Source organism: Alienimonas chondri (assembly GCF_013036045.1).
In the GTDB taxonomy this organism is placed as follows: domain Bacteria; phylum Planctomycetota; class Planctomycetia; order Planctomycetales; family Planctomycetaceae; genus Alienimonas; species Alienimonas chondri.
On record NZ_WTPX01000015.1, the window covers coordinates 38,248 to 55,093 of the forward strand.

Consider the following 16,846-nt stretch of genomic DNA (forward strand, 5'->3'; position numbering starts at 1 on the left):
CTTTAATTCTCTTTGGACGATGGGGTGCGGGGGCGTTCTTCCGCATCGTCGGGAAGGACGCCGATCGGCCGCGAACGGGCGTTGAGTTCGTTCATGAACGAGGCCATCATGTCGCTCAGTTCCGCGACCTTGTCCGGCCGTTCGGCGGCGAGGTTCGTGGTCTCGCCGGGGTCGACGCGGAGGTCGAACAGCGATCCCGCCTCGGCCGTTCGGGCGTTGAGACCCTTCGCGGGTCCAGCCGTGCCGCCGGAGCCGCCCGGTTTCTGTCGCTTCGTCAGAAGCTTCCAGCGGCCGTGGCGGATCGCCGCGCCGGGGACGACGAACGTCTCGTGGATCGGTTGGTCGAGTTCTTCTCCGCGAAGATAGGGGAGCAGGCTGCGGCCGTCGATGACGCGGTCCTCGGGCACGCCGACCCCGGCGACCTCGCACAGCGTGGGCAGCAGGTCGATCGCGCCGGCGATCTCGTCCTTCACCGACCCGGCCGGCACGACCGCAGGCCAGCGCACGACGCAGGGGACGCGGACGCCGCCCTCGAAGTTCGTCCACTTGCCGCCCCGCAGCGGCCCGGCGCTGCCGTGCCCCGCGACGTTCAACTGCGGGCCGTTGTCCGACAGGAACACGACCAGCGTGTTCTCCCGAAGCCCCAGTTCGTCGAGCGTCTTCATCAACTCGCCGACCTGCCAGTCGATCTCCTGCACGACGTCGCCGTAGGTCCCCTGCTGCGACGTTCCCCGGAATCGCTCCATCGGCCGCCAGCGAACGTGCGGGAGCGGCGAGGCGTAGTACAGGAAGAAGGGCCGGTCTTTATTCTCCCGGATAAAATCGATCCCGGCGGCCAACAGTTTCGGGGAGTGTTCGCCGTCGGTCATGTGTTTGATCCGCTCGACGATCTGATCGTTCCGGTAAATCCCGACCGTTTTGTCGTCGTCGCAGTCCATAAATCCGTAGAACGACTCGAACCCGTGGCGGGTCGGGTTGAACCGGTCCCACTCCCCCAGATGCCACTTGCCCACGATCCCGGTCGCGTAACCGGCCTCCTTCAGCAACTCCGCGACGGTGATCTCGTCCGCGTGCAGCCCGGTCCGCTGGCGGCGGTAGACGACCGTATTTATTCCCAACCGCTGCGCGTGACAGCCGGTGAGGAGGGCCGCCCGGGTCGGCGAACAGCGGTTGTGGACGTAGAAGCTCGTAAATTTCATGCCCGCCGCGCACAGCGCGTCGACGTTCGGCGTGGCGATGTCCGGGGAGCCGTAGCAGCCGAGGTCCCCGTAGCCCTGGTCGTCCGTCAGAATCACCACGACGTTCGGGCGCTCCGCCGCCGGGGCGAGCGATGCGGCGATCAACAGGACGAGCGCCGACAGCGTGCGGGAAGCGGCAATTCCGTTCCTGAACATTATTGCTCCGATCGCTCGTTCGAACGCCGCCCGCCCGTCCGCTTTCCGCGAGCCGAACCGGACCGCCCGGCAAACTCGTCGAGGTACGGCTCGTACTCCGGCATGTCTTTCCAGAAGGCGGTCCGAGGCGGTTGGAGCACGCGTCCCTCCGGGTAGTCGCGCCCGGCCTCGCTGGCCTCGACGCTGGTCAGCATCGCTTCCGCCTCCGCCCGCATCGCCGCCGCGCGATGCGGATCTTGTGCGGCGAGGTCCTCGGTCTCGCCCGGGTCGTTCTTGAGGTTGTAGAGGCGCCACCCGTCGGACTTTCGCGGGTTGTCGGTCAACAGTTTGTAGTCGCCGTCGATCAGGGCGGCGTCCCGTAGGAACTGGAATGGGATGCCGTGCGTCCGCTCCAGCGGGTTCCCGTCGAGCAGCGGGACGAGGCTCTCCCCGTCGACGGGGTGCGTCATCGACGCTGGGGGCAGGCTCAGGAGGTCCACGATCGTGGGGAAGATATCCATCGTGGAGGCCGGCGCGTCCGTCACCGCCGGCGCGACGCGGCCGGGCCACTCGATGATCCCCGGGACGCGGATCCCGCCTTCGAGCAGGTCGCCCTTATGTCCGCTGAGTCCGCCCATCGCGTCGGGGTCGGTCGTCAGCCCGCCGTTGTCGCTGCAGTACCAGAGCAGCGTGTCCCGTTCGATGCCGAGGTCGCGGAGCCCCGCCCGCAACGCCCCGACGCTGCGGTCGATGCCGGCGAGTTCGCCGAGGTGCTCGGCCAGTTTCCCCTCCACGCCCTCCGGCCGGTCCCGCTCCGCGGCCCGTTGCGGGTTGTGGGGCGAGCCGTACCAGACGACGGCGAGGAACGGGGAGCCGTCGGCCGTCTGCCGCGTCATGAACTCCAGCGCCTCGCGGATCAGCACGTTCGACGAGTCGCCCTCGAAGGCTTCGAACGTCCCCTCGCGGCCGAGCAGCGGGTCGAGGTCGATATAATTCGTCGCCGACAGCCACTCGTCGAACCCGTACCGGCCCGGATGGTTGGGATCGTCCGCGAGCACCGGCACGCCGGCGCCGCGGACGCCGTTGAGGTGCCACTTGCCGAAGTGCGCGGTCGTATAGCCGGCGTCTTGAAGCGCCCGCGGGAGCGTCTTCTCCTGCAACACGAGGTTGCGGCCGTGCGTGGGGACGCCGGAACGATTCGGCGTCCGCCCGGTCAGGACGGAGGCGCGGGTCGGAGAACAGACCGGCCCCGCCGCGTAGAAGCGGTCGAACCGCAGGCCGGCGGCGGCCATCGCATCGAGGTGGGGCGTCTTCAGCCGCGGGTGCCCCCGGTAGCCGACCTGGCCCCACCCCTGATCGTCCGCCATCAGCAGCACGACGTTCGGCCGCGGCGGGGCGGCCCGCAGGTCGCCGGGCGTGACGCCGAGAATTAAGAGGACCGGTAGGACCGCGACGCGGATCGGTGTGATCGTCTTCAACGGTCGATGCTCCGGAAGCCCGTGCGAAGGGAGAGATCCAGCGACGCTAACGTGATCGGCCGGCGTCACGCCACCGTTTCAGCGGGGAACGCAGCCGTTTCGTCGCCGTACAGGCGAATGCCCGCCCGCTCTCGCCGCGGACTTTCTGGTACGGCGCATAAAAACAATGACCGCATACGGGAAGGTATAAGGGTTGGAAGGTTCGTCGTGTCGTTCGAGCCAATCGATCGCCTCGGCGGTGAACGCGTCCGGCGCTGCCGCAAAGCCGCTGGGTACGGGCGCGCCACGACGTTCGGCAGTGCGCCGCGTCGACGACGGCGGCGATCGCGGCGGCCTGAAAGAGGGGGAAGGACTCGGCGGCGTTCATTGCGGGAAGCTGAAGCAGAGGGCCGCGGCGGTGACCGACGTGGCCGCCCCAGCGGGAGGAGGCGGTTTTCAGCGAGCAGGCGGAGGGCGCCGCCGTGATCGCTCCGCCTCGTTCTCACCCACACCCTCTCTGAAAAGCCGTCCGCTCGTCGAGACTTGGGGGACGCTCCGTCTCATCGGCGCCCTCGCTTTCACTTCGAATACTCTTGAGATGGAAATCGACCTCATCGGAACGCGGCATTCCGTGCCGATCGCCGCCGTCGCGGGGACTCGAACCGGTCGTGCTCCCGGCGGGACGGCGACGTTGAATCTCTCGAAGGGTTTCCCGGCGTCTCCCGGTCGAAACGGGGATGCGCCGAGAGGTCCGACATTCGCCGCGACCGTCGTCGGACGGCGGCTTGCGGGCCTGCAACTTCCGCGATTCGTCTTGTCCCAAGGCGATGCGTGGCCTAGTCTCAGGATCGTCGCCCCTCTCCGTCGCCGTGGCTGATGTTCCGATCGCTCGTCACCGCTGCCACGCTGCTGGCGCTGACGATCTGCCCGTTTCGGTGCGCCGCGAGCGGGTGTTCGGTCTCCCGTGACGAGGCGAACGCGGAAGCCGTCCACTGCCGCTGCTGTCCCCAAGCGGACAGCGACGACTCGACCCGCGACGCCCCGACAAAGGACGACGAGTCGCCGTCGCCGAGCCACGGCGGTTGTCAGTGTCAGGGTATTTGCAGCGGAGCCGTCCTGCCGGACGCCGTCGAAGTCCCCACGACCCTGAGTTTGGCCGTGCTGTTGGACGCCCCGGCAGAACGACTGTCCTCCGCGACGACGATCGACCACGTGCCGGCGTTCGCCGGCGATGCGGGACCGCGCAGGTCCGGCGGTCTCCGTCTGTGCATCTTGCTGTCCACGCTGCTGACGTAGCGTTTCCCGGGGTCGTGCGATCCGCCTGTCCAAAGGCGTGATCCCCCCGAGTTCTCCCTTCCGTCGCCCCTTCGGCGGATGGTTCGCCCCGGCCGTCCGTCCTCGGATCGACCGATCTCCCGGGCGGCCAGTCTCGTGCCTTCGGCCCCCGCTGCAGCTCCGTTCGAGCGAGATCCCTCCCCGGCGCCGCGTGATGCGGCCCGCCCCTGTTTCCCCCTCCTAAAAAGAGCTCCACGATGCGTTTCGCCCGAATCATGACCCTCGGCGCCGCCCTCCGCGGCTTCGCCCTGTTGACCGCCGTCGCTTTGGTCGCCGGCCCGGCCGTCGGCGTGACGGAAGCGGCGGACAAGCCGGCGAGCGAGGCGACGACGATGCTCGTCGGCGAAATGTGCGGCGGCTGCGTGAAGCGGATCGAAGCGACGCTCACGCCGATGGACGGCATCGCGAAGGTCTCCTGCGACATCCCAGGCAAGAGCGTGACGGTCTGGCCGAGATCCTCGACGAAGCTCTCCCCCAAGGCGCTGTGGGAGGCGATGGGTTCGATCGGCAAAACCCCGAAACGGCTGTCCGGCCCGAGCGGAACGTTCACGGAGAAGCCCAAGTCCTGACGGCCTAGCAACCTGAAGCCGTTCGCCGCCGGAACGAGCCGCGACGGCTCCGCTCTGCGTCTCCCCCAGTTTCGCCCCGACTCACCCGACACGCCTTGAACCTCCGCCTGCTCCCGTGGGACTACGGCATCCGCAATCTGGCCCGACGGCCGATGCGGAGCCTGCTGACGCTGGTCGCTTTGGCGACGGTGGTGCTGCTGATGTTGGTGGTCGTCGGGTTCATCCGCGGCTTGGAAAACTCCCTCGCCGTCAGCGGCGATCCCGACGTCGTGCTCGTCTATTCGCTGGGGGCGGAGGAGAACATTGAGAACTCCGCGGTGCCGGCCCGCACCGCCGGCGTCGTCGAGGCGAGTCTCAGCGGCATCCGGCAGCGGTCCGGCGCCGCCTACGTCTCGCCGGAGCTCTATTTCGGCACGCGGGTCGGCGGGGCGGATACGGCGTCGCTGGGGCTGGTCCGCGGGGTGACGCCTGCCGCCTCGCTCGTGCGTCGGGCGGTGCGGATCACCTCCGGCCATTGGCCGGGGCCGGGCGAGGTGCTCGCCGGGCGATTGGCCCACGCCAAACTGGGCGTGCCCGCCGAGTCGTTGACGCCCGGATCGACGGTGACGTTCGAGAACCGCGACTGGACGGTCAGCGGCACGTTCGCGGCCGGCGGGGCGGCGTTCGAGTCGGAACTCTGGTGCCGGCTGCCGGACCTGCAATCCGCCCTCAAACGACAGGACATCGGGCTGGTCGCCCTCACCCTCTCCCCCGACGGGTCCGCCGCGGAACTCGATTTGTTCGCCAAGCAGCGGAAGGATCTGGAGATCACCGCCACGCCGGAGACCGCCTACTACGGAGCGATGCAGACGCACTACAAGCCGGTGCGGATTCTCGCTTGGGCCGTCGTGGCGCTGGTCGCCGGCGCCGGGGCCTTCGCCGGGCTGAACATGATGTACGGGGCGGTCGCCGGGCGGACGCGGGAGATCGCGGCGCTGCGGGCGATCGGCTTCCGCCGACGGGCGGTGCTGCTGAGTTTAATTCAAGAGGGGCTGGTGCTGGCCGCCGCCGCGTCATTGCTGGCGGGGACGGCAGCGTTGCTGCTGGTCAACGGGCTGTCGGTCCGGTTCACGATGGGCGCGTTCGCCCTGCGGGTGGACGGGGCGACGCTGCTGATCGGCTGCGGCGTCGGCTTGCTGCTGGGCGCCGCCGGCGCCGTCCCGCCGGCTCTCAAAGCGCTGCGACGCCCGATTGCTGAGAGCCTCAAAGCGATTTAACCCCCAAGCAATTTGAACCTTCCCGGATCGGCCCGGAGGCCGGTTCGTTTTCCCGCCGCAAAGAGCGGCGTCACTTCAAGACTCCTCCAGGAGAAGACCCCATGTTGCTCAACACCCTGCGTTTCCCTCCCCTGCGTGCTGCAAAGACCGCCGCCGCAGCCCTCGCCGTCAGCGTGGCCGCGGTCGGCTGCGGCGCCCCGGACGGCGATTCCAGCGGCGATCTGACGACCTCCGTCGACGCTCCGACCGCCGTCAATGCGGCCTACCTCGCCCCGACCGAACCGGAGGGCGCACAGGGCGTCGGCGCCGTGAAGGAATCCGCCGCGGACGGCGACGAGGTGACGGTCGTGGGCTTGATCGGCGGGGACTCGGCTCCTTTCGTGGATGGGCTCGCCGCCTTCACCATCGTCGATCCGTCCGTGCCCTACTGCGCGGCGGACGAAGGCTGTCCGACGCCTTGGGACTACTGCTGCCAGCAGGACAAAGTCCCGGCGAACTCCGCGACCATCAAGCTGGTCGACGGCGACGGAAAGCTCGTCGCGGAGGGCGCCCGCGGCCTATTGGGCGTCGAGGAACTGGCCGAGGTCGTCGTTCACGGGACGGCGGAACGGGACGACGCCGGCAACCTGACCGTGCTGGCCCAGAAAGTCTTCGTGCGGAACTGACTCCGAGGGCGTTCGCCCGGGCGGGGCGACTTCATTCCCCCGCCCTCCTTCTTCCAAAAGTCTCCTCATGCCCGCCGACACCGCCGACCCGCCCGCAGAAACGCGGCTGGACCTCAGCCGTCTCGCCTTCGATCGCACCGCGACCGCTGCCGCGGCAAAGCCGAAGCGGCGGCAAAGCCGTGGTCGGCTGCTGGCTCGCGTGCTGGCGCCGGCGGTGATTCTCGGCGGATTCCTGGCGATGACCGGCTGGGCCGCCCGCGACCTGTGGCGCTCCGCCAAACCGGTGACGGTCGTTCCGGTGGTCGTGCGGCAGGCGGAGGTTCGCCGGGCCGGCACGCCGCTGTTTCAAGCGGCCGGCTGGGTCGAACCGCGGCCCACGCCCACCTACGTCTCCGCCCTGGCCAGCGGGGTCGTGAACGAACTGCTGGTCGTCGCTGGGCAGGAGGTGACGGCCGGCGAGGTCGTCGCCCGCCTGAACGACGTCGACGCCGCTCTGGCCCTGCGACGGGCCGAAGCGGACCTCCAACTGGCCGAGGCCGACGTGGCCGCGGCGGAAGCGGAACTGGCTGCGGCGACGCAGTTGTACGAGACCCCGCTCGCCCGCCGGGCGGCCTTGGCCGCCGCCGACGCCGCGTTGGCGAAGGTCGAAGCGGAAGGCGACGCCCTCCCCGCCCGCATCGCCGCCGCGGAGGCACGGTTGAAGTTCGCCCAGCAGAACCGCGAAGGACGCCGGGCCGCCCGCGGGGCGGTGTCCGATCGGTTGGTTCAACAGGCCGAAAGCGATGCCGACGGGGCCGCGGCGGAACTCGCGGAGCTGCACAGCCTGCGAGATTCCCTTCCCAAGCAGGCCGCCGCCCTCCGCCGTCAGCGGGATGCGGTCGCCGAACAGACGGAGCTGCGGATCGAGGAAGCGAACCGGGTCGCCGCCGCTTCCGCCCAGGTCCGGGCCGCCGAGGCCCGCCGCCGGCAGGCGGAGGTCGCGGTGGAAGGGGCCGAGCTGCGGCAAGACCGCATGACGCTGCGATCCCCGACCGACGGCCGCGTGCTCGCCCTGCTCGCTCCGCCGGGGGCGTTCGTCACCGGGCAGGAGACGCAGTCGAACCCGGAGGGATCCGCGGTCGTCAGCCTGTACGACCCGGCGATGCTCCAGGTGCGGGCCGACGTGCGGCTCGAAGACGTCCCCCGCGTGATGCGCGGGCAACCGGTTGTGATCGAAACGGCCGCCTCCGCCGAACCGATCTCCGGCACCGTACTGGACGCGACCGCCTCGGCGAGCGTGCAGAAAAACACGCTGGAAGTGAAGGTCGCCCTCGAATCCCCGCCAGCGGCGGTGCGGCCGGAGATGCTCGTCAAAGCCACCTTCCTCGCCCCGCCGACCGCCGACGAAGCAGCGGGCGAAGGGAAGCGGGAGCGGCTACTCGTCCCCCGGCGATTGGTCGAGCGGGAAGGCGAGAGCCGGTCGGTCTGGATCGCCGCGGCCGACGGCACCGCCCGCCGGCAGCCGGTGACCCTCGGCGACGCCGGGACCGAGGATCTGGTCGAGGTCGCCGACGGCCTGCAGCCGACCGACAAGCTGCTCTCCGGCGGTCGGGAGGGCTTGGGCGACGGCGACCGAATCGAGATCACCGGCGAGGACGCCGGCTGATCGCCGTGCTACTGCTCGTCTCTCAACTCTGATCCTTCAACTCTCCACGCTCCCATGGCCCTCGTCGAAGTCCGCGGACTGAAAAAAGCCTTTAAGAAGGGCGGCGAGACCGTCACCCCGCTGGACGGGGTCGATCTCGATATTTATGAGGGCGATTCTGTGTCGATGATGGGACCGAGCGGCACCGGCAAAAGCACGCTGCTGAACGCCGTCGCCGGCATCGACCCGCCGGACGCCGGCACGATCACCGTGGCCGGCACGGAGATCACCTCCATGTCCCGCACGAAGCTCGCCGATTGGCGGGCGGAGCATCTCGGGTACATCTTCCAGACGCACAACCTCGTGCCGGTGCTGACCGCCTACGAGAACGTCGAACTGCCTACGCTGCTAGCGTCGCTTTCCCGCTCCGAGCGTCGGGAGCGGGTGGAACTGGCGTTGGAAGCCGTCGGCCTGACCGACCGGGCGGATCACCTGCCGCGGCAGATGTCCGGCGGTCAGGAGCAGCGGGTCGGCATCGCCCGGGCCATCGTGATGAACCCCACGCTGGTCGTCGCCGACGAACCGACCGGCAGCCTCGACGCCGCCACCAGCGCCCAGATTCAAGACCTGCTCGTTCGTCTGAACGAGGAATTAGGAATGACGCTGCTGATGGTCACGCACGATTCCGAGGTCGCCCAACTCGCCGGCCGCCGGCTGCAACTGGACGGCGGACAGCTAATTGAATTGAACGAGCCGCACGCCGCGATGCCCTCGCCGACAAGCGGCGTACTGGCCGCGTGATCCGACGAGCGCGCCGCCGACCGGCGACGGCGAACCGAGTTCCTCTTAGAGAAGCCGCTATGTTCAAATTCCTCCCCTACGTCTTCAAAGGCCTGTGGCGGCACGGGATGCGCACGTTCCTGACGGCCGGCGGGGCCGCGGTGGCGTTGTTCGTGTTCTGCTTCGTCGCCTCCGTGCAGGAGGGGTTGAACCGTCTGACCGACGGCGGGGACGCGGACCGCACGCTGATCGTCTTTCAGGAAAATCGATTCTGCCCCACCAGCAGCCGATTGCCGGAGGACTACGCCCGCACGATCCGCGAGGTCCCCGGCGTCCGCGACGTGATGCCCGTGCAGGTCTGGACGAATAATTGCCGGGCGAGCCTCGATATCGTCGTCTTTAACGGGGCGGATCCGCAGCAATTACGAGAGAACCGCGGGCTGACGCTGACCTCCGGCGACTGGTCCGCGTTCGAGAATCGCCGTGACGCCGCGGTCGTGGGAGCCAGCCTCGCCAGGCGGCGGGGACTGTCGGCGGGGGACACGTTTTCGATTGGGGACCTCAGCGTGCAGGTCGCCGGGGTCTTTACTTCGCCGGTCGCCGCGGAGGAGAACGTGGCGTTCACCAGCCTGGAATTCCTTCAATATACCCGCGGTCTCGACTCCGCCGGCTTGGTGACGATGCACGAGGCGTATCTCACCCCCGAGGCCGACCCGGACACGGTGGCCCGCGGGATCGACGACGCATTGCGAGCCGGCCCCGTGGCGACGACCACCCGCCGCAAGGGCGCCTTTCAGGCCAGCACGCTGTCGGACTTGGTGGACCTGATCGGCTTCGCCCATTGGCTGGGGTTCGCCTGCGTGGGGTTGGTGCTAGCGCTGGTCGCGACCACCACCGTGATGGCCGTGCAGGACCGGGTGAAGGAGCACGCCGTGCTGCAAACGCTCGGCGTGCGGCCGGGTCGAGTGTTCGGGCTGGTGGTCTGCGAGAGCCTGCTGATCTGCCTGATCGGCGGCGTGATCGGCACGGCAGCGGCGACGGCCGTGCTGGCGTTCGGCGGGTTGGCCGTCGGGGCGGAGGGCGTGACGATCGCGTTTCGACCGTCGCTCTCGCTGGCGGCGACGGCGGCGGGGGTCTCCGCGGGCGTCGGCCTGTTCGCCGGCGTGATCCCCGCCTGGCACGCCGCACGAACGAACATCGTCGCAGCCTTGAACGCAGCTTGAAGCCGCGGTCGCCTCAATCGGCCGTCGACTCCTCCGAGACCTCCACGCCGAGCGATTCCGTCGCGGCACGATAGTCGCCCGGGGCAATCCAGGTCAGATCCTTCCAATAACCGGTGTCGTTCGGCTGAGGCGGGCCGGGGTTGGACCGTCCTTCCGTCACGATGCGAGTCATGTCCCGAATCATCCGCTCGACGATCTCGGGCCGTTCGGAGGCGAGATTGCGCGTCTCCGTGGGGTCGGCCGCCACGTCGTAGAGTTCCGCGTCGCCGGGTTTGCGGGGCAAGATCAGTTTCCAGTCGCCGTCGATAATGCCGTATCGCCCGTCGTTGCCGTGAACGACCAGGGGAATGCGGTCGTGGTTCGCGTCCGCATCACGCAGCACGGAGGCGAAACTGTGGCTGTCCTCGCCGGCCTCGGGCGGCAGCGAAGCGCCGATGAGGTCGGCGAGGGTCGCCAACAGATCGACCTGCCCCACCGGGCCGTCCCAACGCCGCCCCGGCTCCGTGATTCCGGCCGGCCAACGCACGAGAAACGGCACCCGATGCCCGCCTTCATACACCGACCGCTTCCCCTCGCGCAGTCCGCCGCGACTGTCGTGGTCGAACTGTTTGATGCGGCTCTTCCAAGAGTTCTCCGGGCCGTTATCGCTGGTAAAGACGATCAGGGTATTGTCGTCCAATCCGCGATCTTTCAGGAACGCCAACACGCGGCCAACGTGATGGTCGGTCTCGATCACGAACTCCCCGTAGGCGCCGGCATCGCCCCGGCCGTGGAACTCCGGCAACGGACAGACCGGGTAATGCGGGGAGGTATACGGGAGGTAGAGAAAGAACGGCGTTACGCCCTCCGGGCCGGACGCGTGCTCGTCGATCCAGGCGATCGCCTTGTCGGTGAACCGCGTGAGGCATTGGTTGTCGATGAAGTCCGGAGCGACCTCTAAAACGCCTTTCCCGCGGCCTTCTTCCTTACGGGTCGCTGAATACGGCGGCTTGATCCGGTAGTCCATATGCCGAGCGTTCGGCTTCTTGCTCGTATAGAGCGTCGGCGGAACGGCGGCATGGCGGCCCTCGAACCACGCGAGCACCCCGTAATTCAGCGAGGCCGGCACGCCGTAGTAGTAGTCGAACCCCTTATCGAGCGGCATATCGAGCGTCGGCTGCGACCAGTCACGGTCGTCCGGCGTGCCGGGGAAGTCCATCCCCAGATGCCACTTCCCGACCATCGCGGTGCGGTAGCCCTGCTCCTTGAGCAGCGAGGCGAACGTCATTCGATCGTCAGCGATCAGCCCTTCCCCCTCCGCCCCCATCACATGCCGTTTGAGCGTCGTCCGCCACGCATACCGGCCCGTCAGCAGCCCGTAGCGAGAGGGCGTGCAAACGGAGTCGGCGCTATGGCCCCGCGTGAAGACGATGCCCTCGTTCGCCAACCGATCGAGATTCGGCGTCGAGAACTTCGCTTCGGGGTTCAACGCCGCCACGTCGCCGTAGCCTTGGTCGTCGGTGTAAATAACGATGACGTTTGGTTGCTCGCCGGCCGCTGCGACGCCGACGTGAGCGCACAGTAGAACGACCGCAAAGAGCTGGCGGGGATTCATCGATCGAGACCTTTCACGTTGTGGACTTGTCCAGCGCCTCGGTGCGTGACGCCGGGCGGCTGGGGCAGGGGCGAAGCGGATGCCCTTGGACCATCAGTGTTGAAGGACTCCCCTTCAGGCGCCACCGGTTCCGGGGCATCCGGTCAGTCGGCTGACGCCTCTTTCCCTTCTGCCCCCGCCACCCGCCCTGCCCCAATCATTCACTACCTATACGCCGCCCGATCGCTCTCTCCGCGAGCGAAAGCAGTTCTGCAGCCGCTTCGCAAGAGGAATTGAACGAGATCGATATTCGCTCCCCTCCGCGTTCCCCGAGGATATTGTTGCACTTCCAGCAAACGGTCGCTTCAAGGATTGCTTCGCCATTGGAGAAGAAGCGGAACGCCACCGGCGGGAGGTGACATCGCGCCTGCATCCCCAGTTCGAGACGGCGCCAAGCGGAGGCGATTTCCTGTCCGAGAGCCTGATCACAAGGCTCTTCAGAAGCCGCACGGACGGCCTCCAGAGTCGACCCGAGTTCCTGCAAGTCAACGACCGTGACTGCATCGACCGGGGGAAGCGACGACGGTTCAATCTTCAACAGCATTCCCGATGCACTGGAACAACAGCGAAGGTGTAATTAAAACCGCGACCGTCAGGGAGCCGGCTCCCTGACGGTCGCGGTTCTGAATCAAACGGCCATCACTCCGCGGCGGCGGTCGCGACGACGTCCATGAAGCCCTTGAGCTGCTTGCTTCGGATCGGGTGTTGCAGCTTGCGGACGGCTTTGGCTTCGATCTGGCGGACGCGTTCGCGGGTCACCTTGAAGATGCGGCCGACCTCTTCGAGGGTGTAGGTGTAGCCGTCGCCCAAGCCGTAGCGGAGCTTGATGATCTCCCGCTCGCGGTAGGTGAGGGTCTTCAAGACCACGTCGATCTTGTCCTTCAGCATCTCCGTCGTGGCCGCGTTGACGGGGCTGTCGGAGCTTTCGTCCTCGATAAAGTCGCCGAAGTAGCTGTCCTCGGACTCGCCGACCGGGCGGTCCAGGGAGATCGGGTGACGGGAGATCTTCATGACCCGCTTCGTCTCTTCCAGCGTGATGCCGGCGGCTTCGGAGGTCTCCTCCATGGTCGGCTCGCGGCCGAATTCCTGCAGCAGCGCCTTCGCCACTTTGCGGAGCTTCGACATCGTTTCGATCATGTGCACCGGGATGCGGATCGTGCGGGCCTGGTCCGCGATCGCCCGGGTGATCGCCTGGCGAATCCACCAGGTGGCGTACGTGCTGAACTTATAACCGCGGCGATATTCGTACTTATCGACCGCCCGCATCAGGCCGGTGTTGCCCTCTTGAATGAGGTCGAGGAAGGACAGCCCGCGGTTGCGGTACTTCTTGGCGATCGAAACGACCAGGCGGAGGTTGCCGCCGGACAGTTCCCGCATCGCCTGCTCGTAGGCGCCGAAGCGATAGCGGATCAGGCGACACTTCTTCTTGATCCCCTCGGGGGTCTCGAGCGTCATGTTTTGCAGGTCTTCCAACTCCCGCTGGAGGTTCGCCCGTTCCTCGGCGGCGCTCTTGAGGTTCTTGAGCTTGCCCATCTGGCGAACGATCGCCTGCATCCGCTCGTCGATCTGCTCCAGCCGCTTCATGATCGGGATGATCTTCTGCGTGCGGAGGCTCAATTCCTCCACCAGCACCGTCATCTTCCGCTTGCGGCAGTCCCAGGCGTGCTTCGCCTCCCGCTTCTTCTTCTCGGAGGACTTGGGGTCCATGATCGTCGCGAAGTCGGCGTCGTTGGCGCCTTCGAACGATTCCAGCGTCTTCAGGTTGTGCGGCATCCGGCCCTGAATCTGGGTTTTCTCCAGACCCTCGGTGACGGACACCTTAATCGTGCGGTCGAAGGGCAGGTTGCCCTCGTTGACTTTCGTCAACATGGCGATGCATTCCCGCATCGCGTATTCGCTGCTGACGAACTCCCGACGGAACCGCTTGCGGGTGATCTCGATCGTCTTGGCGAGGTAGATCTCCTCCTCGCGGGTCAGCAGGGGAATCTCGCCCATCTGGGTGAGATACATGCGGATCGGGTCGTCGATCTTCTTGCCGCTGTCGTCGCCGATCAATTCCTTCGGCTTGCGATGGGCTTTGCGGGCCCGCTCCGGCGTGGGGAGGCCGACCTCGAACTCGTGCTTAATGTCGATCCCGTGGGCGTCCAACGCCTCCAACAGGTGATCGAGCTTCTCCGGGTTCGGCGCTTCGTCCGGGAGATAGTCGTTCACTTGGCGATACAGCACCCACCCCTGCCCGCTGCCGCCCTGCTCCGCGGCAAGTTCCACAAGGGCGTTGATGTCTTCTTTGAGGCGATGCATGAGGATTCTCCGGGGTCGGGGTTCAATGGAACCCGCCGACGGGACGGCGGATTCGAGGCAGCGGGAGGCGGAAAGGACGAGGGGCGAAAACGGGAGCCGACACGGCGTCGGCGGTTCTGGTCGGGCGATGGTGTGAGCGAAAACGTCGTGGTTCGGGGGACGCTGGCTCGGGGGACGCTGGTTCGGGAAACGTTGGGTCGGGGGCGCTTAACCGGGTCTGGCGTGGCGAGCGGCGTGCAGGTCTGCCTGACGGCGGAGCAGGGCGCGGGTGGCCTCGTCCAGGCCGCCGGGGGAGACCGGGGCGTGGGCGAGATCGGCGCGACTGCTGCGAGCCTGATGCGAACGGCGACGCCGGGTGATGGCCGACAGCGCCAGAGAGAGCAGCGGCGGGACGCCGGCGCTCCGATGATCGGGGTTCCCCTCCTGGGAGCCGTTTCCATGACGAGTCTGCCCGGGGGCCGTCGTGGCCGCGCCCGCTGCAAGTCCGTCGGCAGAGAAAGCTGCACGTCGCGTACCGTTCTCCGCGAATCCGCCGGCGATCGAGCCGTCGAGCCGGCCGCCCAGTTCCTGAGAGTCGGCCTCGGCCATCAGCTTCACGGCGAAGCGTTTGAGCGGCGAATCACCCTGCGGAGCCGCGCCGTCCAGCACCGCGGGGAGAGTCACGGCGCCGTCCAGTTCCTCCGCATCCTCGCAGAGTTCGAACAACCGCCGCAGGCCCGCATGCCGCAGATCGGCCGAGCCGACGACCGCATGCGCCGCGGGGAACAGTTCCGGCCGGGTCAGCAGAATCTTCAACAATTCCGCCTCCGCCAACTCGTCGCCGGCGGGCTTGGGGATCGGCGGTTCTTCTCGTCGGACAGGCCCCTCATCCGAGGAAAACTGGGCCGGCGGCTCGAATTGGCGGGGGGCCGGCCGATGGCCGTTCAGGTCGGCCCGCAGGCGACGTTCGGGGACGCCGAAGCGTTCGCTGGTCCGCATCAACACGAGATCGCCGCGGCGGGTTCCGACGAGGCCGGGATCGGTGCGGAGAAGGTCCAGCATCTCCTTCGTCGCGGCGTCGCCGGCCTGCAGCGCATCCCCGCCGTGGCGGGCGGTGAGGCGGGAGAGTTTGAAGTCGAGAGCCTCCGGCGCCGTCGCAACGAGTTCCCCGAACGCTTCCGGCTGCTCGGACACGAAATCCGCCGGATCGGTTCCCGGGGGGAGCGTCAGCACACGCAGATCGACGCTTTCGGCGAGCAATTTTTGCAACGCCTTCTCCGCCGCGTCCTGCCCGGCCCGGTCGCCGTCGAGGACCAGCACGATCCGATTGGTGAAGCGCCGCAGCACGCCGACGTGTTCCTTGGTAAGGGCGGTGCCCAAAGTGGCGACGACGTTCTGATAGCTGGCGTGATGCAGAGCGAGGGTATCCGTGTAACCCTCGACGACGAGCGCGGTGTCGCAGGTCGGCTTGCGAATCGCCTCACGGGCCACGTCGAGGCCGTAAAGCACCTTCGACTTGTGGAACAGGACACTCTCGCTGCTGTTGATGTATTTCGCCCCGAACCCCTTATCTTGGGAAAACCGGGGGGAATCGGAGGGCAATTGTCGCCCGCCGAAGGCGATCGTGCGGCCGCGTTCGTCGCGGATCGGGAAGATCACGCGATCCGGGAAGAGGGCGTGGTCCCGCAGGCCGCTGCCGTCCTTCTTCACCCCGGCGACGCCGCTGGCGAGCAGTTCCTCCCGATCGAACAGCCCCTTCGCCCGGTTCACCAACCAGGACCAATCGTCCGGGTGGTAGCCGAGGCCGTACGTCTTCGCGAGGTCCGCGTGAATGCCGCGGGCGGCGAGGTACTCGCGGGCCGCCTTCGCTTCAGACGAGCGTGTGAGGAACGTGTGGCATTGCAGGTCGGCCCACTTCAACACCTCCAGCAGGCGTCCGCGGTCCGGACCGTCCTTGCTCGGGCGGGGTCCGGTCCGCTCCGGCATCTCCAACCCGGCCCGTTGGGCGAGGTGCTTGAGGGCGGAGAAGAAGTCCAGCCCGTCGTACTTCATCACGAAGGAGAAGACGTCGCCGCCGGTATCGCACGACCAGCAGCGGAACGTCTGCCGGTCCGGGTAGACCTTCAGCGACGGATTGCGGTCGTCGTGGAAGGGGCACAGCCCCGCCAGTTCGGCGCCGCCGCGGAGCGCCTTGAGAGAGATCGACTCGCCGATGACCTGGGCGATGTCGCTGCGAACGCGCACCTGTTCCTTGAAGTCCTCGGCGCCGGCTTCGTACGCGCCTCCCCGCGACTGTCCGTGGTCGGAAAGACCGTTTGACATTCAGGCGGCGTGGGAGGGGAACAGGACGCGAGGAAAGGCGTCCGTCCCATTGTACGAACGTACGCTCGGCCGGGGTTCGTCAACCCCCCGCGAGCGGCCGGGGGGGTGACGGTTGCGGTCCGAAGCGTTCGCCCGCGGACAGTCCGCCGGTCCACAACCGTAAATCGTACAGCCCGCGGGTCAAGCGTCCCCGGTTCGAAGCGGGACGGGAATTGCCGTCCCAAGTGCTCCGCCGTCAACACCTTACGCCTCAACGCGGCTTCGCCGACCGGCGCCGGCAACGATGTTGACCCATTCCCCCACGCCCCGCGAATCGATCGCCCCGGATC

13 protein-coding genes are annotated in these 16,846 nt (G+C 67.6%); 7 read left to right on the top strand and 6 right to left on the bottom strand.

Annotated elements, in window-relative coordinates:
- Positions 1 to 2: 2 nt before the first annotated feature.
- Together LzC2_RS03935 and LzC2_RS03940 are read right to left on the bottom strand one after the other, a co-directional pair.
- Complete coding sequence (locus LzC2_RS03935; RefSeq protein ID WP_171183983.1) at positions 3 to 1,394, bottom strand: sulfatase family protein; 1,392 nt, start codon at positions 1,392 to 1,394, stop codon at positions 3 to 5.
- On the bottom strand, positions 1,394 to 2,851 hold the full coding sequence (locus tag LzC2_RS03940) for a sulfatase family protein (RefSeq protein ID WP_171183985.1): 1,458 nt from the start codon (positions 2,849 to 2,851) through the stop codon (positions 1,394 to 1,396). The genes LzC2_RS03935 and LzC2_RS03940 overlap by 1 nt, the downstream gene beginning before the upstream one ends.
- A gap of 855 nt (positions 2,852 to 3,706) precedes the next feature.
- Here LzC2_RS03940 and LzC2_RS03945 point away from each other — a divergent pair.
- The 7 genes from LzC2_RS03945 to LzC2_RS03975 all read left to right on the top strand — a co-directional run bounded on the left by LzC2_RS03945 (position 3,707) and on the right by LzC2_RS03975 (position 10,282).
- Positions 3,707 to 4,126: a hypothetical protein gene (locus tag LzC2_RS03945; protein WP_171183987.1), complete on the top strand. Its 420-nt coding sequence runs from the start codon at positions 3,707 to 3,709 to the stop codon at positions 4,124 to 4,126.
- 236 nt (positions 4,127 to 4,362) lie between these two features.
- Positions 4,363 to 4,734, top strand: coding sequence for a heavy-metal-associated domain-containing protein (locus LzC2_RS21745; RefSeq protein ID WP_206678548.1), 372 nt, complete (start codon positions 4,363 to 4,365; stop codon positions 4,732 to 4,734).
- Between the two features lie 152 nt (positions 4,735 to 4,886).
- The gene (locus LzC2_RS03955; RefSeq protein ID WP_171184006.1) at positions 4,887 to 5,990 is read left to right on the top strand and encodes an ABC transporter permease; all 1,104 of its coding nucleotides are present in this window, start codon (positions 4,887 to 4,889) and stop codon (positions 5,988 to 5,990) included.
- 101 nt (positions 5,991 to 6,091) lie between these two features.
- Positions 6,092 to 6,655 (top strand): hypothetical protein, encoded by a 564-nt coding sequence (locus tag LzC2_RS03960; RefSeq protein ID WP_206678549.1) that lies wholly within the window; start codon positions 6,092 to 6,094, stop codon positions 6,653 to 6,655.
- 67 nt (positions 6,656 to 6,722) lie between these two features.
- On the top strand, positions 6,723 to 8,300 hold the full coding sequence (locus tag LzC2_RS03965) for an efflux RND transporter periplasmic adaptor subunit (RefSeq protein ID WP_171183989.1): 1,578 nt from the start codon (positions 6,723 to 6,725) through the stop codon (positions 8,298 to 8,300).
- A gap of 54 nt (positions 8,301 to 8,354) precedes the next feature.
- Positions 8,355 to 9,080 carry an ABC transporter ATP-binding protein gene (locus LzC2_RS03970; protein WP_171183991.1) on the top strand — a complete coding sequence of 242 codons (726 nt, stop codon included), beginning with the start codon at positions 8,355 to 8,357 and terminating at the stop codon, positions 9,078 to 9,080.
- 59 nt (positions 9,081 to 9,139) lie between these two features.
- Complete coding sequence (locus LzC2_RS03975) at positions 9,140 to 10,282, top strand: ABC transporter permease (protein ID WP_171183992.1); 1,143 nt, start codon at positions 9,140 to 9,142, stop codon at positions 10,280 to 10,282.
- Between the two features lie 13 nt (positions 10,283 to 10,295).
- On the opposite strand, the gene LzC2_RS03980 is transcribed toward LzC2_RS03975, so the two are convergent.
- The 4 genes from LzC2_RS03980 to dnaG form a co-directional block, all read right to left on the bottom strand.
- The gene (locus tag LzC2_RS03980; protein WP_171183994.1) at positions 10,296 to 11,876 is read right to left on the bottom strand and encodes a sulfatase family protein; all 1,581 of its coding nucleotides are present in this window, start codon (positions 11,874 to 11,876) and stop codon (positions 10,296 to 10,298) included.
- Between the two features lie 196 nt (positions 11,877 to 12,072).
- Positions 12,073 to 12,459, bottom strand: a complete 387-nt coding sequence (locus LzC2_RS03985) for a hypothetical protein (RefSeq protein WP_171183995.1) — start codon at positions 12,457 to 12,459, stop codon at positions 12,073 to 12,075.
- 95 nt (positions 12,460 to 12,554) lie between these two features.
- Positions 12,555 to 14,216, bottom strand: coding sequence for an RNA polymerase sigma factor RpoD (gene rpoD / locus LzC2_RS22750; RefSeq protein ID WP_171183997.1), 1,662 nt, complete (start codon positions 14,214 to 14,216; stop codon positions 12,555 to 12,557).
- A 207-nt stretch (positions 14,217 to 14,423) separates the two neighbouring features.
- On the bottom strand, positions 14,424 to 16,517 hold the full coding sequence (dnaG, locus tag LzC2_RS03995; protein ID WP_171183999.1) for a DNA primase: 2,094 nt from the start codon (positions 16,515 to 16,517) through the stop codon (positions 14,424 to 14,426).
- Between the last annotated feature and the right edge of the window lie 329 nt (positions 16,518 to 16,846).